Source organism: Pseudomonas akapageensis (genome assembly GCF_011355085.1).
Lineage (GTDB): Bacteria > Pseudomonadota > Gammaproteobacteria > Pseudomonadales > Pseudomonadaceae > Aquipseudomonas > Aquipseudomonas akapageensis.
On the sequence record NZ_VXCP01000057.1, the window covers coordinates 74,542 to 96,094 of the forward strand.

At 61.3% G+C, this 21,553-nt stretch carries 20 protein-coding genes; 10 read left to right on the forward strand and 10 right to left on the reverse strand.

Features of this window, described 5'->3' with window-relative positions:
* Position 1: 1 nt before the first annotated feature.
* From F2S13_RS27640 to F2S13_RS27665, 6 genes are all read right to left on the reverse strand, one after another.
* Positions 2–1,003, reverse strand: a complete 1,002-nt coding sequence (locus F2S13_RS27640) for a vWA domain-containing protein (protein ID WP_166366944.1) — start codon at positions 1,001–1,003, stop codon at positions 2–4.
* Positions 990–1,490: a DUF4381 family protein gene (locus F2S13_RS27645; protein WP_166366946.1), complete on the reverse strand. Its 501-nt coding sequence runs from the start codon at positions 1,488–1,490 to the stop codon at positions 990–992. Before F2S13_RS27645 ends, F2S13_RS27640 begins: the two co-directional genes overlap by 14 nt.
* Positions 1,487–2,437, reverse strand: a complete 951-nt coding sequence (locus F2S13_RS27650; RefSeq protein ID WP_166366948.1) for a DUF58 domain-containing protein — start codon at positions 2,435–2,437, stop codon at positions 1,487–1,489. Before F2S13_RS27650 ends, F2S13_RS27645 begins: the two co-directional genes overlap by 4 nt.
* Positions 2,438–2,450: 13 nt before the next feature.
* Complete coding sequence (locus F2S13_RS27655) at positions 2,451–3,431, reverse strand: AAA family ATPase (protein ID WP_166366950.1); 981 nt, start codon at positions 3,429–3,431, stop codon at positions 2,451–2,453.
* A gap of 63 nt (positions 3,432–3,494) precedes the next feature.
* On the reverse strand, positions 3,495–4,895 hold the full coding sequence (locus F2S13_RS27660) for a DUF1254 domain-containing protein (protein ID WP_166366952.1): 1,401 nt from the start codon (positions 4,893–4,895) through the stop codon (positions 3,495–3,497).
* Positions 4,896–4,951: 56 nt separating this feature from the next.
* Positions 4,952–5,362 carry a hypothetical protein gene (locus F2S13_RS27665; RefSeq protein WP_166366954.1) on the reverse strand — a complete coding sequence of 137 codons (411 nt, stop codon included), beginning with the start codon at positions 5,360–5,362 and terminating at the stop codon, positions 4,952–4,954.
* A gap of 239 nt (positions 5,363–5,601) precedes the next feature.
* Here F2S13_RS27665 and F2S13_RS27670 point away from each other — a divergent pair, with 239 nt between their 5' ends.
* Entirely contained in the window at positions 5,602–10,209 is a 4,608-nt protein-coding gene (locus F2S13_RS27670) for a dermonecrotic toxin domain-containing protein (protein ID WP_166366956.1), read from the forward strand.
* A 220-nt stretch (positions 10,210–10,429) separates the two neighbouring features.
* Positions 10,430–11,296 carry a site-specific integrase gene (locus tag F2S13_RS27675; RefSeq protein ID WP_246238026.1) on the forward strand — a complete coding sequence of 289 codons (867 nt, stop codon included), beginning with the start codon at positions 10,430–10,432 and terminating at the stop codon, positions 11,294–11,296.
* On the opposite strand, the gene F2S13_RS27680 is transcribed toward F2S13_RS27675, so the two are convergent.
* The 3 genes from F2S13_RS27680 to F2S13_RS27690 all read right to left on the reverse strand — a co-directional run bounded on the left by F2S13_RS27680 (position 11,290) and on the right by F2S13_RS27690 (position 13,079).
* Positions 11,290–11,847 (reverse strand): ATP-dependent Clp protease proteolytic subunit, encoded by a 558-nt coding sequence (locus tag F2S13_RS27680; protein WP_166366958.1) that lies wholly within the window; start codon positions 11,845–11,847, stop codon positions 11,290–11,292. The two genes, F2S13_RS27675 and F2S13_RS27680, sit on opposite strands and share 7 nt — an antisense overlap.
* Before the next feature lie 71 nt (positions 11,848–11,918).
* A complete protein-coding gene (locus tag F2S13_RS27685) occupies positions 11,919–12,092 on the reverse strand; it encodes a KGG domain-containing protein (RefSeq protein ID WP_166366960.1) in 174 nt (57 codons plus the stop codon).
* A gap of 108 nt (positions 12,093–12,200) precedes the next feature.
* Entirely contained in the window at positions 12,201–13,079 is an 879-nt protein-coding gene (locus tag F2S13_RS27690) for a LysR family transcriptional regulator (protein ID WP_166366962.1), read from the reverse strand.
* 214 nt (positions 13,080–13,293) lie between these two features.
* Here F2S13_RS27690 and F2S13_RS27695 point away from each other — a divergent pair, with 214 nt between their 5' ends.
* The 8 genes from F2S13_RS27695 to F2S13_RS27730 all read left to right on the forward strand — a co-directional run bounded on the left by F2S13_RS27695 (position 13,294) and on the right by F2S13_RS27730 (position 20,728).
* Positions 13,294–14,442: a muconate cycloisomerase family protein gene (locus tag F2S13_RS27695; protein ID WP_166366964.1), complete on the forward strand. Its 1,149-nt coding sequence runs from the start codon at positions 13,294–13,296 to the stop codon at positions 14,440–14,442.
* A 10-nt stretch (positions 14,443–14,452) separates the two neighbouring features.
* The gene (gene catC / locus F2S13_RS27700; protein WP_166366966.1) at positions 14,453–14,743 is read left to right on the forward strand and encodes a muconolactone Delta-isomerase; all 291 of its coding nucleotides are present in this window, start codon (positions 14,453–14,455) and stop codon (positions 14,741–14,743) included.
* A gap of 49 nt (positions 14,744–14,792) precedes the next feature.
* The gene (catA, locus tag F2S13_RS27705) at positions 14,793–15,722 is read left to right on the forward strand and encodes a catechol 1,2-dioxygenase (RefSeq protein ID WP_166366968.1); all 930 of its coding nucleotides are present in this window, start codon (positions 14,793–14,795) and stop codon (positions 15,720–15,722) included.
* Positions 15,723–15,836: 114 nt separating this feature from the next.
* Entirely contained in the window at positions 15,837–16,793 is a 957-nt protein-coding gene (locus F2S13_RS27710; RefSeq protein ID WP_166366996.1) for an AraC family transcriptional regulator, read from the forward strand.
* Positions 16,794–16,935: 142 nt separating this feature from the next.
* A complete protein-coding gene (benA, locus tag F2S13_RS27715) occupies positions 16,936–18,300 on the forward strand; it encodes a benzoate 1,2-dioxygenase large subunit (RefSeq protein WP_166366970.1) in 1,365 nt (454 codons plus the stop codon).
* Positions 18,297–18,785 carry a benzoate 1,2-dioxygenase small subunit gene (gene benB / locus F2S13_RS27720; RefSeq protein WP_166366972.1) on the forward strand — a complete coding sequence of 163 codons (489 nt, stop codon included), beginning with the start codon at positions 18,297–18,299 and terminating at the stop codon, positions 18,783–18,785. Before benA ends, benB begins: the two co-directional genes overlap by 4 nt.
* Positions 18,786–18,795: 10 nt before the next feature.
* Positions 18,796–19,809 (forward strand): benzoate 1,2-dioxygenase electron transfer component BenC, encoded by a 1,014-nt coding sequence (gene benC / locus F2S13_RS27725; protein ID WP_166366974.1) that lies wholly within the window; start codon positions 18,796–18,798, stop codon positions 19,807–19,809.
* Positions 19,810–19,948: 139 nt separating this feature from the next.
* A complete protein-coding gene (locus F2S13_RS27730) occupies positions 19,949–20,728 on the forward strand; it encodes a 1,6-dihydroxycyclohexa-2,4-diene-1-carboxylate dehydrogenase (protein ID WP_166366976.1) in 780 nt (259 codons plus the stop codon).
* Between the two features lie 3 nt (positions 20,729–20,731).
* Here F2S13_RS27730 and F2S13_RS27735 read toward each other — a convergent pair whose 3' ends face one another.
* Positions 20,732–21,490, reverse strand: a complete 759-nt coding sequence (locus tag F2S13_RS27735) for a YkgJ family cysteine cluster protein (RefSeq protein WP_166366997.1) — start codon at positions 21,488–21,490, stop codon at positions 20,732–20,734.
* Positions 21,491–21,553 lie beyond the last annotated feature (63 nt).

Consider the following 21,553-nt stretch of genomic DNA (forward strand, 5'->3'; position numbering starts at 1 on the left):
GTCAGCCCTCCGCCGTCGTAATTGTGCGCTGCGCAGAGGTCATGCGTGCCGCCAGTGCCGCACTCAGGTGACCCAGCAGCAACAGCCCCATGGCCAGGCCCAGGGGCCACCAGAACAGGTCGAGTTTGGGTTGATGGCTGAGGGTCTGGACCTGATGCGGGGTGAGTTGGTCGAGGCTGGCGTAGACCTGGTCGAGCTGGGCAAGGTCTTCGGCGCGGAAGGATTTTCCGCCCGTGGCCTCGGCGATTTGTTGCAGGGCCTGCAGGTTGACCCGCTCTTCGCCGCTGGCCGCAGGGTCGCCAATGCCTATGGTGTGGATCACGATACCCTTGGCCGCCGCCATCGATGCCGCATGTTCCGGGGTGATCGCGCTGGCGGTGTCGTTGCCGTCGGTGAGCAGGATCAGCACTTTGTTCTGCTCGTCGGCCTTGGCGAAGAGCTTGAGGGCCAGGCCGATGGCATCGCCAATGGCCGTGTTGGGCCCGGCCATGCCGATACCGGTTTCGTCGAGCAGCAACGATACGCTGGCATGGTCCAGGGTCAGCGGCGCTTGGGGGTAGGCGCCGCTGCCGAACACGATCAGGCCCAGGCGATCGTCCTTGCGCCGTTCGATAAAGCCGCGCACCACGTCCTTGACCGCGTCCAGGCGGTTGATGCGCTGGCCGGCGGCATTGGTGAAGTCTGTGGTTTCCATCGACTGGGAAATGTCGATGGCGAGCATCAGGTCGCGTACCGGCTGCTGCTTCTCGATGGGCGGCTCGACCCGCACCGGGCGCGCCACGGCCAGGCACAGCAGTACCCAGACCAGCAGATTGAGCAGCAACTGCCAGCGGCTGAAGCTGATACCCGGCTTGCGCGGTTCCTGGCCTGTAGCGCGACTCATGGCGGCGAAAAAGGGCACGCGTACGGCGGGGCGTGCCTGCTGGTAGGCGGGCAGGTAGCGGTAACCGAACCAGGGCAACGGCAGCAGGAGCAGCAGCCAGGGGTAATCAAGCTGCCACATGATGCGTCTCCACCCAGCGTGTACAGAGGGTGAGCAGCTGTTGGCCCTGCTCGTTGGCTATCGCTTGCAGCCGCAGTTCCGGTGCGTAGGCCAGGTCGGCCAGTTGCGGGGCAAAATCCCGGGGCAGTGGCGCACGGCTGGTGCGTTCAAGGAACGCTTGCCAGTCGGCGCCGCCGAGATGGCCTACCGCCGGCGCGCCTGGCATCGAAAGGGCCACGCGTTTTAGCAACTCGGGCAGTTGACGCAGTGCGCCAAGCTGCTGCGCAGGATCCCCAAGCGCAGTTCGCAACTGCGCCAGCTGTGCCAGCGCCTCACGGCGATAGCGGTTGCGCTGCCACTGCCAGTAGACGCGCGCAGCCCAGAGCAATCCAGCCAGCAACGCCAACGCCACCAACAGCCACCAGCCCCAGGTTTGCGGCATGTAGCTGACCGCCGGTGGCAAGGCCAGCTCCTGCAGTTGATCGATGGTCGGGACCTTTTCGCTCACCGCGCACTCCCCGAAAGCCTGCCCAGTTCATTGCGCACCTGATCCAGCGCCGGCTCGCCGGTGTTGATCATCATCAGCGGCACCTGGCTGCTGCGCAGCAGGCTGGCGACATCCTTGAGCCGTCCGCTGAGGTAGTCGCCCAGCGGCTTGCGCACCTGGTGCCGATCGACTTCCAGTTCGACCTGCAACTGCCCCTGGGTGATCAGCAGGCGACCGCGCTCAGGCACCGCCAGGGCCAGCGGGTCATAGACCTGCAAGGCGATGACATCGTTGTGGGCCGACAACTGCCGCAGGAGTTGCGCCGTCCTGGCCGTGGTACCGGCAAAGTCACTGATCAGGCAGATCAGATGGTCATGGGGCGCCAGCGCCAGGCATTTACGCAGGACCACATCCAGTTGTTCTTCATGTTCGGCGTCGGGGTTGTCGGCGGCCAGTGCCTGGTTCTGCCGGGTCAGCTTGACGCAGAAGGCTTCGATGCGCGAACGGCTGCGCAGCGGCGACAGGCTTTCGATCAGGGTGTCGTTGAACACCAGGCCGCCCACCCGATCGCCGGCCTGAAACACCATCCAGGCCGCGAGGGCGCCAAGTTCGGCCGCGACCGCCGATTTGAAACTGCGGGTGGAACCGAAGAACATCGACATGCGCTGGTCGACCACGATCAGCGCCGGGCGATCGCGCTCCTCGGTGTAGCTGCGCACGAACGGCTTGCCCATGCGCAAGGACGCGCGCCAGTCCAGATGCCGCAAGTCGTCGCCAGGCTGGTAGCGGCGCAGCTCTTCGAAGTTCAGGCCACGGCCGCGCAGGCGCGAGGTGTGGGCGCCGGCAAGAATGCTCGAACGCGGCTGGCGGGCGAGAAAGCTCAAGCCGCGCACCTTGAATTCCAGGGCCATCAACTGCTTGACCGATACATAGACGAAGCCGTCGGCCTCACGCTGCTGCGTTTGCATGGGGGCGTGCTCCTCAGGCTGGAATGGCCACCTTGTCGAGCAAGCGATCGAGCACCTGATCGGCACTGACGCCGTCGGCCATCGCGTCATAACTGAGCTTGAGGCGATGACGCAGGACCGGGTGCACGACGGCGCGCACATTGTCCGGCGAGACGAAATCCGCCCCGGCCAGCCAGGCGTGGGCGCGGGCGGCGCGGTCCAGGCCGATGCCGCCACGGGGGCTGGCGCCGATGCTGATCCAGCGGGCCAGGTCCGGGTCGTAGTCGGCCGGGTGGCGGGTGGCACTGATCAGGTCGATCAGGTACTGATCGATGGCCGGCGAGACATGGATGGCGCTGACCTCCTGGCGTGCAGCAAAAATCACGTTTTGCGCCAGGGTATAGGGGGGCGAGGGTGGCTCGCTGCTGCTGACCGCTTGTTCTTCGAGACGCAACAGGCGCAGTACCTGGCACTCGTCGGCCGGCAATGGATAGTCGAGCAGCACCTTCATCAGGAAGCGGTCCATCTGCGCTTCGGGCAAGGGGTAGGTGCCTTCCTGTTCGATCGGGTTCTGGGTGGCCAGTACGATAAACAGCTTGGGCATCTTGTGGCTGGTGCCGGCGACCGTGATCTGCCGCTCTTCCATGGCCTCGAGCAGGGCCGCCTGGACCTTGGCCGGGGCCCGGTTGATCTCGTCCGCCAGGATCAGGTTGCCGAACAACGGCCCCGGCTGGAAACGAATGACGTTTTGCCCGTCGGCCTGGTGCAGTACCTCGGCACCGGTGATGTCGGAGGGCAGCAGGTCCGGGGTGAACTGGATGCGGCTCATCTGCGCATCCAGGTGCTTGGCCAGGGCCTTGACCGTGCGGGTCTTGGCAAGCCCCGGGAGACTTTCCAGCAGCAGGTGACCGTTGGCCAGGAGCCCCAGCATGATCTGCCCGATCACGGCCTCCTGGCCCAGTACGGCTTCGGCAATGCTGGCTTGCAAGGCATTGATATCGTCACGGGTACTCATAAACAGCAAATCCTTGAGGCAAGAATCCATCGTCGGGGTCATTGTCCGGGTCTTCGTCCGGTCTTACAGCGCCACGGGCGTCAGCATCGGCATCTGCCATTGCCCCTTGATGACTTCCGGGCCAGGCAGGTACATGCGCAAAACGCCATAGAATGGCCCATTGGGTGTGGGTAGCCAATTACCCTCTTTGCTCTTTCCGGGTGATTTGTAGCTCAAATAAAGGGTGATTCCGCCATCGGCGTCGGTCTTGAGGTTGTCGAGCATGTGCGAGTTGATCAGGTAGCGGTTGATCGGGTTGTCGACCAGCAGCTTGCTCTTGCCGTCATACATCGTCAGCGACCAGAACGCCTTGGCCGGCGGCAACTGGCCCTTGCTGAAATGCAGCACGTAGCCTTGCTTGGCACCGTTGAGCGGCTTGCCGGTCTTGTCGACGAAATACCCCATATAGGCGGCTTCTTCGGCGGAGTTGCCGAAGATCCCCAGGTTGGCGCCGGCATAGCGGTACAGGTAATTGTTCTGCAGGTGCTCGCGCGTGCCGAACAGATCACCGCTGGTGACCTGGTGGGTTTCGACCTTTGCCTTCTTGAACTCGGCGAACTCGGCCTTGCCATCGGCAATGCCGGCTTCCAGCGCCTTGATTTGCACCGAGGTCAGGGCTTTATCATCGAAGGGCAGGCCAGGGACGATGCCTATTTTTTCGAAACGTTGGTGCAGTTCACTTTCGCTGGCATCAGGTGCGGCGAACGCCAGCATGAAATTGAGAAAACGAAACAGGGTCGGGCTGTCGCTCATGGCCGGTTGCGGTCTGGGCCAGGTCACGGCAGGTGCGGCGGCAGCGGCCGGTTGCCCGAGAAACCCGCTGAGTGGCTGCACTTTGTAGCCTTGCTGGATTTCCTGGACCTTGGCAAGGTCCAGCTCATTGAACAGCTGCGTGCGGTACAGCCCATAGACGATGTTGCTTTCGCTGCGGATCACCTTGTCGATCCCGGCCGGTGCCTCGCCTTTCCAGTCGGGGCCGGCGATCAGGAAATGGCCGCCCTTGTTACCGGTCGTGCGGGTGCCAAGGTAGGCGAAGTTCTGCGTATAGAGGTCGATCAGCTGCGTGGAGTAATAGCGCTGCGCCTCGATCGCCGGCAAGGTCAGCACCTGGGGCTCGGCGCGCAGGTCCAGCCAGGCGAACGAGTAGGGCGTGTCCGAATTGGGCGTGATGAAGGCGGTGTCCTGCGGGCTGAACACCTTGGCGTTGTTGCCGATCTGGTTGAAGGGTGCCTTGTAGGCCGGGCTGTCCTTGTCGACTGCCTGGGCGTACAGGGTCTTGTACATTTCCACCACCGGATAGCCGTACAGGTACGCCTCTTTGGCGATGGCCTGGGCCTCGGTCGGTGAAACAGTGAACTGGGCCCAGGCATTGCTCGCGAGCAGCAGTGAAAATGCCCCCGCAAGCCGATAGGCATGTCTGATCATGTCGTTCTTCCCTGGCCGCTTCCTTGCGTGCTGCAAAACCATCATCCGTGCTGTCATCACTGGTAGTGGATGACGATTCCTTTCAGTTTGCGGCCCTGGATGGTCTGGATATCCCGGTCCCACAACGGACCACTGACATAGGCAGCCACCGGCTGGATCTGGTCATAGACCACCACCACGGCATCGCCACCCATGGCCGCGGCTTCCGTACGCAATTTCTGTTCGATTTCGGTGACCGGCGGTGGCGGTTCGACGCTGCTGTCCAGGACCACTTCGCCCAGGCGGATATGGGCGCGGGTGGGTTCGGTGCGCAGGACCTGCACAGTCTCGGGCAGGGTCGGGGCGAAGTGGGCAACACCGACATATTCGGTGCTTTGCGCATTGATGCTCGCACAACCGCCCAGTGTTAGAAGGGCAGCGCAGAGCGCCAGCGCTTGTAGGAAAGGCAAACCTTGGCCAGTGGACATACCCGACTCCTGTGTAAGGCTGTTATGTATGACCTTGCAGGTCAAAGGAAACACGTCCTTGAGAAAACTAGCACACGAGTACGGAAGTGCCAGTTTTCTGCGATGGTTTCAATGACTTATGCCATCGGTGAAAAATCGTCCAGCGTAGTCAAGACTTCCGCGGGTAATACAAGAGTACTGCCAGGCACAGATGGCTCCGGTTTCTGATGTGGTTTTTACCCGTCACCGGAAGACCTGTAATGCACACATCGATATCCCCCTTCGGCCAGCTCGCCCTCGGTGCCTCCCTGCGTGGAAAGCTGAGCGAGCAATTCGCCGAACACCCAACATTGTTGTCAGTTGCACAGTGGATGATCGTCGATCAATGGCAAGCACGCCGGATCGCCGATCATCTGGACCCGGTGGCATTGACGCTCATGCGGCGCCTGCCGTCCGGCCAGGGGTATGGTCTCAGTGCTCTGGAGCTGGTGCTGGTCGAGCGCTACTGCCAGGGTTCGACCATCAACCTCACCCCGGGCCAGGATTTCCTTACGCTCGAGCCAGGTGCCGAACATCCCCGGGCAGAGGCAGTTGACCTGCATGCGTTGGAGCGCTTGTTAAACGAATGTGGCCCCTTTCTGATCGACGAGTACAAGCAACAGCTGACCCGCTTCTGGATTGCCGAGCCACGCCAGGATGAAAGCCGCTGGCAATGGTTGGCCGGTCACTTGCGCAGTCAGTTGCATTCGGCGGTGGAACTGGAGCGTGAAGCAGACTTGCTCGATACGCGGGAGGCGGCGACCGCGAAACTCGTCGCCTTGCATCCCGACTGGACAGATCGCACGCAGGGCAATCTGGCCGAGACACAGGTGTTTTTGTTGAACCTGGATGTCCTTGTCGATCAGCAGCTTGACCCTGAGCTGGCCAGTGCTCTGGTCATCGAGCGGCATCTGCCGGAACCGCAACGCGATGTTCGGCTGGTTTTCACCCTGGCCGGCGGTGTGTGCCGCATCGATTCGCGCCTCGCACTCGCCCAGGTGCTGTCACAGAACTGGTCCCTAGGGGAGTCCGGCCCGGTCTTCGCGTTGAACCTGTATCAGCCATCGGGTTCGGTGTTCGAAGCACAAGCGCGCCTGGTGCTGGCGCAACAGTTACGACTGATCGATGTGGTCGCGGCTACCGCAGTGTCGGCCAACGCGCCGATCTATCTGATTGCCGCCATTGATGAAGCGACGTCGATGTTCAATATCTTTTCGGTAGCCGAGCGGCAGAAACTCATCGACCTGCACGCCGTTCTACCGCGCTGGCTGCGTGACGCCAGTGCTGCAGATAGCTGGGCGTACGCTGATGGCTTGCTCAATCTGGCCATTGCAAAGTCCCAGGATAACGGCGCGTCATTCCTGGATGGCATCTTGCCGATCCTGGACCATGCCTCGCAAAAATTGCAGGCTGCCATGCTGGCCGATCACCCCCAATGGCAACCTTTCGATGTTGCCGAAATTCGTATCGTCAATCACAAGGTCACATCTGCCGCCGTGGCCACCGGTGGCACCTTCGTACCTCAGGGAGAGATCGAAGATGTGGTTTTCACCCTGCCGCAACTGGCCCTCGAGAACCTGACTGCACTGCATGCCGGGAGCGTCACCCTGAGCCGGATCAGTGGGCAGTCGTTGCCCGACTGGTTGACGTTTGACTATGTGAAATCCTTGATCACCCGGCTCGATATCGGACAGACCTACCCCGATATGCTCAGCCAGCTTCTGCTCGAGGACCCGGAACAGAGCAAGGCCCGGGAAGCGTTGTTTGTCCGGCAACTGCGCCTGCAGTTGCCGCTGCTGGCCCAGGAGCAGCGTCTCCAGGATCTTGCAGGCTTTACCGACGCCGGGGTAGGGCTGGTTGCAGCGGCGCTTCGGGAGCCCGGGCAAAGACAGGTCAATGGCCATGTCGTGGTTTTCAGACCACTGGCGTTCATTCGCAAGCCCGGTGCCCCGGCGGATGTCGCACTCAATGCGTTTCTGATCGAACCGCAGGATACGACCACAGGTCCTTGCATGCTTTATCGACCGCTACACCGGCAATCGCTGCTGGAATTCACCTCGCGCCAGGCACTGTTCGAGGAAATCAGTGAAGCCGGGGAGTTGCAAACTGATGTGCTCGGTCGGCTCGATGAGCAAGTGCGCGCGGTGTATGACCGGGGCGGTTTTCTGCAGCCCCATATCGTTCGTTTCGGCCTGGGCCTGGATTTTTCCCCGATCGAGATTCCCGCCCCGGTGAGGCTGGGCGATACCATCGTGCCTGGTGATCCTGCGCACGCCATTTATCGGGCAAGTGCACGGGAACTGATCGAGCGGGCCAGGGCCCAGTCGGTTTCCAATAGCGAAAGCCGCTGGATCGGCTACACGGAGCTGGGCTGGCTAATGCTCAATTGCTGGCTGCCCCTGTTCAATGGCGTGGTGGCTACCGCGGGCTGGATGCTGCAGATTTTCGAGGCGTTGCAAAGCGAGCTCAAGCAGGGACAGGGGGAGCAGCGGGATAGTGTGAGTGATCTGCTCGGTATCATCTTCAACCTGGTGCTGATCATTTTTGTCTCCACTGCCAAGGCCAGCAAGTTGCAGGTCAAGCCTTTGCCGGCCAGGCCGCACCCTGAGAGCGAGTCTGCCAGGGTGACCACGCAAGTTTTGGACAAGCCGACAACATCGCCCATTGGGCAGGCGCTGGACGCCCTCGATTTCGCGTGGGCCAATCCCCTGCAGCGGCTGACGCCAGCGCAACGCAGCCTGCTGGCGCGCTACAAGGTCGAAAAAGCTGTGGCCACCCTGGGCCAACCTGTGCCCCACGGGCAGTGGCAAGGGCTCTACCTGCATGAGCAACAGTGGTGGGCGGTGGTCGATGACGCGGTCTACCGTGTCTTGCTCAATGAAGATCAGGCGCGGATCCTGGATATCGACCGCCCCCAGGAACCTGGCCCCTGGATCGTGCGTGGCGCCTCCGGCAGCTGGCAACTGGACCTGACGCTCAAGCTGCGGGGTGGCATGCCGTTGCAGCGTCGTATCCAAGCGTTGCGCGATGCGAACCGGGAGCGTATCGAGGCGCTGGAAACAGCACTGGCAGACTACGCGCCGGAGCGCAATCGACTGGGTGAGAAGCTCCTGCGGGATCTGTTGCAGCTGTCGGAAAAAATCGACAGGGTCACACTCGAAGAGCTGCAAGCATGCGCCAATGAGCTGAGGACGCACTACACAGGCCTGACCCAGGCCCAGGAACAATACCGGGCCCTGAACCAGCTCAAGGCCCAGACCAGCTACAGGAAATTCCATGTTCAATACCTGGAGGAGCGCGCAAGTACCCAATGCCAATTGATCAAGGTCATGCGTTTTGAATACCTGGACCACAAGAAGCGGATGCTGGCGATCAGCGCTCCCGAAGGGGTCAGTCGCCTTCGTCAACTGGTCAATGCCCCGGACTCTGTCGAATACCGTCAACTGAGGGCCGCGATTGAACAGGGCATCAAGCCTGTCGAAGAAATGATCGCTGTCTATGAGTCGATACTCGCGCTCAAGCAGGAGTTGCAAAGTTCGCCCCTGGGCGTCACCTACCTGGCCTCGATTGAAACCGACTTGCACGATGAGCCTTCGCTGAAATCCTGGCAGGCCATTCAGATCCATCAGTTGGGCGCGTTGCTGGTCGATTACGTCGAGGACAGGGGGGCAGTGCTGGTGCGCGGCATTGTCGAACCCTCGGCCCTGGGCCTGCATATGCAGGCCGAACTGGACGGCGAGGCGGTGTTCAGCGATCAGGAACGCGTGGAGATCCTCGACAGCTGCGTCAGCAAGTATGCGGCGACCCAGGAAACACTGGAGAACTACAAGTCCCAGGTCAAGGGACGGGAGGGGGCCAGGCTACTCGAACGTTTCCGCGAGGTCGTCACGACCGTGCATGACACCGCTCAGGCCGAACTCGCGGACCTGCTTCGAGCGTTGCCGCAGCAAGCGCCTGAGCCCGCTCCCTCGGTCAGCCGCGCACAACGCGTGATCAAGACGCGTAATCGCGGCGTGGTGCTGGGTCGAACACGGCAGAGAACAGCCGGAACGGCCCAGGATGCGGTGGTGGTGATAGATCCGATCGACGGAACGGAGCTGGCCAGTTTCGAAAAGAAGCCCGACGAGCAGATCTGGGACCAGGTCCAGGGCCCGTCCGGCGCCCGGACCGCTACCTCCGGGGCCAGCCTCGCGACGCTGCTGTCACGCGCAGCACCGTTGCTCAGCGAAGCCGATCGCCAGGTGGAGCGAGCCCAGCGCCAGGCGCGCACCGCGAATATTCCCATCGAGATGGAAGAAATCCTTGCCCGCCAGGCCGAGCCATTGGACGATCTGGTGCAACAGATCGAGCAGACGCTGACCCTCACCAATGACACTGATCGGGCGCTGGGGCAGGGTGATGCCGCGCTTCAGGCCAAGGCCCTGAGCGACAAGGCCGATCTGATGAGGAGTGAAGGCCGACGCCTGCGTATTGAAATCATCAAGGCGCGTCCACCGACTGCCAGCCGGGTGGCTTATCTGAAGCAGCAGGGTGAGGCGCAAATCGCCAGGGTCGGGGAGCGCAAGGCCACCGCCCGCAGGAAAGGCAGGCCTCAGGATTATCTGCAGGAGTACGTGATCCAGGACAAGAGCGGAAATCCGTTGTGGTATGCGCACTTTCACTATGCCAGTCTCGATGCGCCGGCCAGCCAATTCACCGCAGCGCATCTGAAAACCGTGGAGCAACGGTTTGACGGTGGCCAGACAACCCCGTTGCGTGACAACCGGTCGGTGATTCAGGTTTATCGCAGTCAGATCGACAAGGGGCTGGCCCAGGAGCTTTTCTTCTGACTGAATCAGGTGCAGTTGATCGGATCCTCACGACGATCCTGTTGGGGCTGTTAAGATACGTGCAATTTAATGTTCTTATGAATCAGTGAATTGCGAGCGCGAAGCGGTCGCAGGTACCCGCAATTTTCATCCCAAACAGGATTCAGGTTTGTCAGATTTACCCCATGCAGCCCCACTGCCCGACGTGCAAAACCCACTGGTCCAGTACCTCGCGCGGTTGATGCCTTCCAGCCAATTGACCTTGAAGTACGTGCTGCAGGACGCTGCCGATCGCCTGGGTTTCGAAGATGTCGATATCCGCGAAGTGCCATGGCATCTGCTGCAGCCGGGCCATGTCACCTCGCTGGTGGCGGCATTGCGTGAAGACGGTTATGCGCCCAACACCTCGTCCTTGTATGTCAATGCGGTGCGCGGGGTCATGAACGAAGCCTGGCGCTTGAGCCTGATCGACCAGGACCATCTGCTGAAAATGCGCTCGGTCAAGCCGGCGCAAGGGACGCGGCTGGGCACTGGTCGTAACCTCAAGCGCAGCCTGATCCGCGACCTGATGGACGTGTGCGCTGCCGACCCGCGCCCGCAGGGCCTGCGTGATGCCGCGGTGATCGCGATTCTCTATGGTTCGGGGATGCGCAAGTCCGAGTCGGTCAACCTGGAGCTGGCCCAGGTGGACTTTACCGAGCGCAGCCTTCAGGTAGTGGGCAAGGGCAACAAGCAGTTGATCAAGTACGCGCCACCCTGGGCCTTCGACAAGCTCAATGCCTGGCTGGCGTTTCGCCGCGAGCAGTTGCCCGAGGGGCAGGTCGACGACGCCTTCCTGTTCAACCGGATCCGCCGTGGCAGCCACATCACCCGCGAGCGCATCACCAAGCATGCGATCTACTACATTGCTCGCCAGCGCGGGCACCAGGTCGGCGTGAAAATCATGCCCCACGATTTCCGTCGCTCGTTCATCACCCGTGTCATCGAAGAACACGACCTGTCGATCGCGCAGAAACTGGCCCATCACACCAATATCCAGACCACCGCCAACTACGACATGCGCGATGACAACGAGCGGCGGCGGGCGGTGGATCGCTATGACTATTGAGCGCTGACCTTCCAGTGCACCGCGCCTTCGGGAAAGGTGACCTGCTCCATCTTGTGGGCCAGGCCATAGATCAGTGAATCCTTGGCGGTAATCACTTTTTCTTCTGCCGAGAGGCACTTGAAGATATCGAGCTGCTCTTGCGGCTCCTCGATTTCGTCCTGGAATATCTCGGCATAGCGTTGCAGGTCGTTGTTGAGGCTGAAGAAGTACTCGCGCAGCCGGGAATGCTCCACCGAGTTCTGGCTGAAGTACCAGTTCATCGGGTGGATCAGAAAGCGTGAATGAGGCGTGGCGATGCGTACGGTGGCCGCCAGGTAGACCACGATCCCCATGGACTCGATATTGCCGGCATTGATAGCCACCAGGGGCACCGGCAGCGACTTGAGAAAGGTGTAGGTGGTGAAGCCGAAGTTGGTGCTGCCGCCCGTGGTCGAGAGGTTCAGCCACAGCGAGGTGGCGCCCGCGTCGATGGCTTCGAGGCACTGATCGCGAAAGCGCTCGTGGGTGCTCTGATCGATCTGGCAATGAAAGTGCACGATGTGTTGAGTCACTGCCAAAGTCCCCGTCGCAAAAAAGGCCGGTACACAAGCTTGGCTCGTGTCCGGCCCGGGGTCAACTTCGACTATTTGCGGCCGCCACCCTGTGGAGTCTGGCCACCTCTTTTTTGGGCATCGCTGCTTTTGCTGCGATCATCTGGCATTTTGCCTGCACCGGTGCTTCCGGAGGCTTGTCCGCCTTTTTTTCCGGCGTCGGTGGCTTTATCTTTTGCAGGAGTCGACTTGCCTGGCTTATCCATGATGCTTTCCTCTGTTCAAATGAAAGCGCGAGGATCTGTTCCTCACAGAACATGGGAATCGAATCACCGGATAAAGTTTATTAATACTCCATAAACAATGACGAACGGTTACGGGAGCAACCCCTCCATGATTCGCAGGCAATGAGTCAGCCCCGGCGACATATCGCCGATGCGTCGGCTGAGAATGATCGGCGAGGTGGCGTTGGCATCGAGCAACGGGGTATAGCCGATGTCGGCGCGGTGCAGCACCTGCACGGACGCCGGTACCAGGGTCACGCCGATTCCGGCGGCCACCAGGCCGATGGCTGTCTGCAGTTCGTTGGTCCATTGGGCGACCTTGATGCTCAGGCCGTGGGCGTCGAACAACGCGATCACATGGTCGGCATAACTGGGCCGCGGGTTGCCGGGGTAGAGCACGAAGGGCTCGCTGGCCAAATCCTTGAGGCTGACCGGGCCTGCCAGCAATGGATGGCCGGTGGGGAGGGCGGCCACCAGGCGGTCTTCGGTCAGTACCCGTTGTTCGATGGCCGGATCGTCGATGCGGATTCGGCCGAAGCCGATATCGATGCGCCCGGCTTTGAGTGCCTGTACCTGCTGCAGGGTGGTCATTTCCGACAGGCCCAGCTCAAGCTCGATTTCATCGCCGCTACGCAGGCGGCGGATCAGGTCGGGGAGCACGCCATAGAGGGTCGAAGGCGCAAAGCCGATGCCCAGCCAGGTTTTCTCGCCCAGGCCAATGCGCCGGGTGTTGTCGCAGACCTTGGCCAGTTGTTCCAGCAGGGCGCTGGAGTGCTCATAGAAGAAGCGCCCGGCTTCGGTCAGACGCAGGGGGCGACCGCGTTCGAGCAGGGTGACGCCGAGTTCGTCTTCCAGCTGCTGGATCTGCCGGCTCAGGGGGGGCTGGGCGATGTGCAGGCGTTCGGCGGCGCGGGTAAAGTTCAGGGTTTCGCCCAGGACCTGGTAGTAGCGTAGGTGGCGGAGTTCCATGGGGAGTATTCCTTCTCGTTCCCACGCTCCGCGTGGGAATGCAGTGGCAAGACGCTCCAGCGTCGGGGCCGGAGGCATTCCCACGCAGAGCGTGGGAACGAGGTGTACGTTAAATACCTTAAAGGTATCACTCCAGACCAATTCTATATTGGATCCCCACAAAAAGCCGTACGAGAATCGCCCTCAGAACTTCAAGAACCTAGTGGGTATCGTCATGCTTCCTTCTGCCATTGAATCCATCGAGACGATCATCGTCGATCTGCCGACCATCCGCCCGCACAAGCTGGCGATGCACACCATGCAGAACCAGACCCTGGTGATCATCCGCCTGCGCTGTGCCGACGGCATCGAAGGGATCGGCGAATCGACCACTATCGGTGGCCTGAGCTATGGCGGCGAAAGCCCCGACAGCATCAAGACCAACATCGACCAGCATTTCACCCCTTTGCTGATCGGTCAGGACAGTAACAACATCAACGCCGCCATGTTGCGCCTGGAGCGCAGCATCAAGGGCAATACCTTCGCCAAGTCCGGTATCGAGACCGCACTGCTCGATGCCCTGGGCAAGCGCCTCGGCCTGCCGGTCAGCGAATTGCTCGGCGGCCGCGTGCGCGATGCCTTGCCGGTGGCCTGGACCCTGGCCAGCGGCGACACCGCCAAGGACATCGCCGAAGCCGAACACATGCTCGACATCCGTCGCCACCGCATCTTCAAGCTGAAGATCGGTGCCGGCGAGGTCAACCGCGATTTGGCTCACGTCATCGCGATCAAGAAAGCCCTGGGCGATCGTGCCAGTGTGCGCGTGGACGTCAACCAGGCCTGGGATGAAGCGGTGGCGCTGCGCGCGTGCCGGGTCCTGGGCGACAATGGCATCGACCTGATCGAGCAGCCGATCTCGCGCAACAACCGCATGGGCATGGCTCGCCTGAACGCCATCAGCCCGGTGCCGATCATGGCCGACGAATCCATCGAATGCGTTGAGGATGCCTTCAACGTGGCGCGTGAAGGCGCAGCCTCGGTGTTTGCCCTGAAGATCGCCAAGAACGGCGGGCCACGGGCCATCCTGCGCACGGCGGCCATCGCCGAAGCGGCGGGTATCGCCCTGTACGGCGGCACCATGCTCGAAGGCGGTATCGGCACCCTGGCCACGGCCCACGCCTGCCTGACCCTGAACAAACTGAGCTGGGACACCGAATTGTTCGGCCCCTTGTTGCTGACTGAAGACGTCATCAACGAGAAGCCGGTCTACCGTGATTTCGAACTGCACGTGTCGCAGGCGCCCGGGCTTGGCCTGAGCCTCGACGAAGAGCGCCTGGCGTTCTTCCGCCGCGACAAGGCAACCACCGCCATCCATCAGGCTTGAGGAGAGCATCATGCTGTTTCACGTAAAAATGACTGTGAACCTGCCAGTCGACATGGATCCGGAGCGTGCCGCCCGGCTCAAGGCCGACGAGAAGGCCCTGGCGCAGCGCCTGCAAGCCGAGGGCAAGTGGCGCCACCTGTGGCGCATCGCCGGCCTGTACGCCAACTACAGCGTATTCGACGTCGATAGCGTGCAGGAACTGCACGACACGTTGATGCAGCTGCCGCTTTACCCCTACATGGCCATCGAAGTGAATGCACTGTGCCGGCATCCGTCCTCGATTCACGAGGACGATCGCTGAGCGAATCGTCTGTAGCTGCTACTAATAAATACAAGATGAGGATGTAATCATGAATGTAAAAATTTCCCACACTGCCGAAGTACAGAAGTTCCTTGAAGAAGCCAGCGGCCTGCACAACGACGCCGGCAGCCCACGCGCCAAGGCCCTGATCTACCGTATCCTGCGCGATACCGTAAACATCATCGAAGACCTCAACGTCACCCCGGAAGAGTTCTGGAAAGCGGTCAACTACCTCAACGAGCTGGGCGCCCGTCAGGAAGCCGGCCTGGTGGTAGCAGGCCTGGGCCTGGAGCACTACCTGGACCTGTTGATGGACGCGGAAGACGAGCAGGCCGGCCAGACCGGCGGCACCCCACGCACCATCGAAGGACCGCTGTACGTCGCCGGCGCACCGCTGTCGAACTACGAAGCGCGCCTGGACGACGGCACCGACCCGGGCGTTCCACTGTTCATGCAGGGCCAGGTCTTCAACACTGACGGCCAGCCACTGGCAGGCGCAGTGGTCGACGTCTGGCAGGCCAACACCGGTGGTACCTACTCGTACTTCGACGGCACCCAGTCGGAATTCAACCTGCGTCGCCGCATCGTCACCGATGCCGAAGGCCGCTACCGTTTCCGCAGCATCGTGCCGTCGGGCTACGGCTGCCCACCGGATGGTCCGACCCAGCAGCTGCTCGACCAACTGGGCCGTCACGGCCAGCGTCCGGCGCACATTCACTTCTTCATCTCGGCGCCGGATCACCGTCACCTGACCACCCAGATCAACCTGTCGGGTGAAAAGTACCTGCACGATGACTTCGCCTACGCCACCCGTGACGAGCTGATCGCGCAGATCGACTTCTTCGACGACCAGCAGCGTGCCGCTGCCCACGGCGTGGAAGGGCGCTTTGCCGAAATCGTCTTCGATTTCACCCTGCAGTCCACGGCTGAGCCCAAGGAGCAGCAGCGTCGCGAGCGGGTCCGCGCGCTGGAAGACTGATCGGCGAGCGCTGTAAGCAAGGCTGCGAGACCACTGATCTCGCGGCCTTTCGCTTTATCCGGACTCCGATAGAATGGCTGTAATCCGATAACAATAAATGTGAGTGATATGCCGATGGATGCGCGCCTGCTCAGTGACCGCAGCGTGGTGTTTGACCATGCCGACCCCTATGCGGTGTCCGGCTACGTCAATCAGCATGTGGGCGGTCATTGCATTCGCCTGCCCAGGCACGGCAGCCCGCAAGCCAGCCTCAACCACCGCAAGTTCGCCGACCTGGACCTGTGCCGCATCAGCTACGGTGGCAGCGTACGGGTCACCTCGACGGCCCTGGAAACCATCTATCACCTGCAAGTGCTGTTGCAGGGCAATTGCCTGTGGCGCGGGCATGGCCAGGAGCACTACTTCGCCCCGGGCGAGTTGCTGCTGATCAACCCGGACGATCCGGTCGACCTGACCTATTCCGACGATTGCGAAAAATTCATCCTGAAAATGCCCACCAGCCTGATCGAATCGGTCTGCGCCGAGCAGCGCTGGCTGCACCCGGGAGCGAGCGTGCGTTTTCTGGAAAATCGCTACCGGTTGAACGACCTCGAAGGCTTCGTCAACCTGCTGGGCATGATCTGCCAGGAGGCCGAGGCCAGCGACCCCATGATCCGGGTGCAGGAGCACTATGCGCAGATCGTGGCGAGCAAGATGCTCAGCCTGATGAAAACCGACGTGCGCCGCGACAGCCCGGGTTCGCCCGCAGTGACGTTCGAGGCCATTGCCGACTACATCGAACGCAACCTCAAACAGGACATCTGCATCGAAGAGCTGGCACGCCAGGCCAATGTGAGCCTGCGTTCGCTCTATGGCGTGTTCGAGCGCAACGCTCAAACCACGCCCAAGAGCTATATCCGCCAGAAAAAGCTCGAACGCATCAATGCCTGCCTCAGCGACCCCAGCTGCAACGTGCGCAATGTCACGGAGCTGGCGATGGATTACGGCTTCCTGCATCTGGGCCGTTTTTCCGAAAACTACCGCAACCAGTTCGGCGAATTGCCTTCCGACACCCTCAAGCGCCGGCGCTGATCGCGCGGGCGGCGTTTACGTGGCTTTGCACAAAACGGACGCTGCACAAAACGGATAGTGATCTGCATTAAGTGGATATTGGCCAACACCTCCCAGTTCTAGCATGAGTCGTGCCTGAACAATAACAATGGAGGCGGTGGCCATGACCCTGCAACCCGAATATCTTCACTCACTGCTAGAGGACGACAAAGACAAGGGTATCTACCGTTGCAAGCGGGAGATGTTCACCGATCCGCGTCTGTTCGACCTCGAAATGCAACACATCTTCGAAGGTAACTGGCTGTATCTCGCCCACGAGAGCCAGATTCCCAACAAGAACGACTTCTACACCACCACCATGGGCCGGCAATCGATTTTCATTGCCCGCAACAAGGACGGTGAGCTCAACGCCTTCATCAATGCCTGCAGTCACCGTGGCGCCATGCTGTGCCGTCACAAGACCGGCAACAAGTCGTCCTATACCTGCCCGTTCCACGGCTGGACGTTCAACAACTCCGGCAAGCTGCTCAAGGTCAAGGACCCGGCAGCGGCAGGTTACCCGTCGAGTTTCAACTGCGAAGGCTCCCACGACCTGACCAAAGTCGCCCGCTTCGAATCCTATCGCGGCTTCCTGTTCGGCAGCCTCAAGGCCGATGTCGCGCCCCTGATCGAACACCTGGGCGAGTCGGCCAAGATCATCGACATGATCGTCGACCAGTCTCCCGATGGCCTGGAAGTGCTGCGCGGTTCCTCCAGCTACATCTACGAAGGCAACTGGAAGCTGACCGCCGAGAACGGCGCCGATGGCTACCACGTCAGCTCCGTGCACTGGAACTACGCCGCCACCCAGAACCAGCGCAAGCAGCGTGAAGCCGGCGATGAAAACCCGACCATGAGCGCTGGCAGCTGGGCCAAGCAGGGCGGTGGCTTCTACTCCTTCGACAAGGGCCACATGCTGCTCTGGACCCGCTGGGCCAACCCGGAAGATCGCCCGCTGTACGAGCGCCGCGACGAACTGGCGCAGGATTTCGGCAAGGCGCGCGCCGACTGGATGATCGAAAATTCGCGCAACCTGTGCCTGTACCCCAACGTCTACCTGATGGACCAGTTCAGCTCGCAGATTCGCATCGCCCGTCCGATTTCCGTCAATCGCACCGAAATCACCATCTACTGCATCGCACCCAAGGGCGAGAGCCGCGAAGCGCGTTCGTTGCGGATTCGCCAGTACGAAGACTTCTTCAACGTCAGTGGCATGGCCACGCCCGATGACCTGGAAGAGTTCCGCTCCTGCCAGATGGGCTACCAGGGCAGCACCACCACCTGGAACGACATGTCCCGCGGCGCCGAGCACTGGATCGAAGGTGCCGATGCGGCGGCCGAGGAAATCGACCTCAAGCCACTGCTCAGTGGCGTACGCACCGAAGACGAAGGCCTGTTCGTGCTGCAGCACAAGTACTGGCAGGAAACCATGCTCAAGGCCCTGGCCGAAGAGCAAGCCAGGCTGATCCCAGTGGAGGCCGCGCAATGAGCATTTCCCATGACGCAGTGCGCGACTTCCTGTACCGCGAAGCGCGCTACCTGGACGACAAGGACTGGGACAACTGGCTGGAGCTGTACGCCGCCGACGCCACCTTCTGGATGCCGTCCTGGGACGACAACGACGAGTTGACCGAAGACCCGCAGACCGAAATCTCGCTGATCTGGTACGGCAACCGCACAGGTCTGGAAGACCGCATCTTCCGCATCAAGACCGAGCGCTCCAGTGCCAGCGTCCCCGACACCCGGACCTCGCACAACATCAGCAACATCGAAGTGCTCGAACAGGGCGATGGCCTGTGCAAGGTGCGCTTCAACTGGCACACCCTGAGTTTTCGCTACAAGACCGTCGACAGCTACTTCGGTAGCAGTTTCTACACCCTGGACATTCGTGGCGAACAGCCGCTGATCAAAGCCAAGAAAGTCATCCTGAAGAACGACTACGTTCGCCAGGTGATCGACGTCTACCATATCTGAGGCCGCCATCATGACCTACAAGATCGCGCTCAACTTTGAAGACGGGGTGACCCGCTTCATCGACGGCAACGCTACCGAAACCGTAGCCGACGCTGCCTACCGCCAGGGTATCAACATCCCGCTGGACTGCCGCGATGGCGCTTGCGGCACCTGCAAGTGCTTCGCCGAGTCGGGCAAATACGACCTGGGCGAGGAATACATCGAAGACGCCCTCAGCGCCGAAGAAGCCGAACAGGGCTATGTGCTGACCTGCCAGATGCGTGCGCAAAGCGACTGCGTGGTGCGTGTGCCGGCGTCCTCTGACGTCTGCCGTACCCAGCAAGCCAGCTTCAGCGGTGCCATCACCGCCGTCGAGCAGTTGTCCGACAGCACCATTGCCTTGAAGATCAAGGGCGAGTCCCTGAGCAAACTGGCATTCCTGCCGGGGCAGTACGTCAACCTGCAAGTACCGGGCAGCGAACAGACCCGTGCTTATTCTTTCAGTTCGCTACAGCGCGACGGTGAAGTCAGCTTCCTGATCCGCAATGTGCCGGGCGGCCTGATGAGCAGCTTCCTGACCGGCCTGGCCAAGGCCGGCGACAGCATGACCCTGGCAGGCCCCCTGGGCAGTTTCTACCTGCGCGAAATCCGCCGGCCGCTGCTGTTGCTGGCCGGTGGTACGGGGCTGGCGCCATTCACCGCCATGCTCGAGAAAATCGCCGAGCAGGGCAGTGAGCATCCTCTGCACCTGATCTACGGCGTGACCAACGACTTCGACCTGGTGGAAATGGACCGCCTGGAAGCCTTGGCTGCCAGCATTCCCAACTTCACCTACAGCGCCTGCGTCGCCAACCCCGACAGCCAGTACCCGCGCAAGGGCTATGTGACCCAGCATATCGAGCCGGTGCACCTGAACGATGGCGATGTGGATGTGTACCTGTGCGGTCCGCCACCGATGGTCGAGGCGGTGAGTGGGTACATCCGTGAGCAGGGAATTACGCCGACCAATTTCTATTACGAGAAATTCGCTGCCAGCGCGGCGTAATCCCCCACACCCTCCACCCTCGTTCCCACGCTCCGCGTGGGAATGCCTCTCTGGACGCTCCAGCGTCCCGGCGCGGAGCGCCTCTCACGGCATTCCCACGCGGAGCGTGGGAACGAGTCATGAATACAGTGAGGTCACTATGAGTTCTCCACGCTTCCACCAAAAAATCGCCCTGGTCACCGGTGCCGCCCAAGGCATCGGCCGGCGTGTGGCCGAGCGCATGGCCGCCGAAGGCGCCTGCCTGATCCTGGTCGACCGCTCGGACCTGGTCTACGAGCTCCAGGAGCAGCTCGGCGCCGTCACCCAGGTATTGACCCTGACAGCAGACCTTGAGCAATACGCCGAATGCAGTCGCGTGATGGCTGCTGCCATCGAGCGCTTCGGTCGCCTGGATGTCCTGGTCAACAACGTTGGCGGCACCATCTGGGCCAAGCCGTTCGAGCATTACCAGGCGCAAGAAATCGAAGCTGAAGTGCGCCGCTCGCTGTTCCCGACCCTTTGGTGCTGCCATGCCGCCTTGCCCTACATGCTGGAGCAGGGCAGCGGCGCGATCGTCAACGTCTCCTCGATCGCCACGCGCAGCATCAACCGTGTGCCATACGGCGCGGCCAAGGGCGGCGTGAATGCGCTGACCGCCTGCCTGGCCTTCGAAACCGCCGGCCGTGGCGTACGCGTCAACGCCACCGCCCCGGGCGGCACCGAAGCACCACCGCGCCGGATTCCCCGCAACAGTGCCGAGCAGAGCGAGCAGGAAAAAGTCTGGTACCAGCAGATCGTCGACCAGACCGTCGACAGTACCTTGATGAAACGCTACGGCACCATCGACGAACAGGTCGGTGCGATTCTGTTCCTGGCCTCGGATGAGGCGTCCTATATTACCGGCATGACGATGCCGGTGGGCGGAGGTGATCAGGGCTGACTTCTATTCGGGGGCGCGCTGCAAGGGAACAAAGTTGCAGTGCTCACTGCCTGAGCGCCCGATCGCTACTCCCTGGCCCTGAAGGGGGAGCGCAAGGCTTTCATCTGCCAGCTGAAATGTCCATTCCTGGTCGTTATCAGCTGGCACCGATTGCTCAGCGACTTCTTTTGCTGCCGATAGGAAGGCGACCCTATCCGGAAGGTAGGTCGCGAATCCGTCCCCCTTGAAGGCAGTTGTACTGATTCCCAGGCGTGCGCAAATTGCCGCTTTAGCCCGGATGTCGTCTCTATCTGCCTGTCGGGACTGTTCAATTATTGCCGCAAGTTCCGAATCGGCCAAACGACCTCCGGCAATCAGCTGGGGGCCTTGTGTCCATGACTCGGGCGGGCAGTCCTTGAGTTCAGGCCGCAGTGGAATGTGTGGGTTTATTTCCATTGGATAGATGCGACATACCAGGGGACGACGCTCATAGATTGCGCATTTGTTGTCTGCGCTCAAGTTTCGACACGGCCCTGCGTTGTAGGCTGCGAAGGTTACAGCCAGCCATGCCCGTGTAGTGCCGGTGGGGACCAGGGTGGATCGCCGGCGTGCGTGCTCCAATTGCAGCTCAGGTACGCCGAAGCCGTTCTCCAGAAATGCTTCGACCAACACGACAACGGTTCCACCATCCTCCGCCCACCGCCGTGATTCGTTCAACGTCAGGGGGACGTGGTGATCGTGACAACACTTGCCACAGCCTACGCATGAATACTTTGTGCTGATCAACTTATCATCTCATCAGATTTTGCCTCGGGTGCGGCTAGCGCAGCCCAATCACCGCAGTGT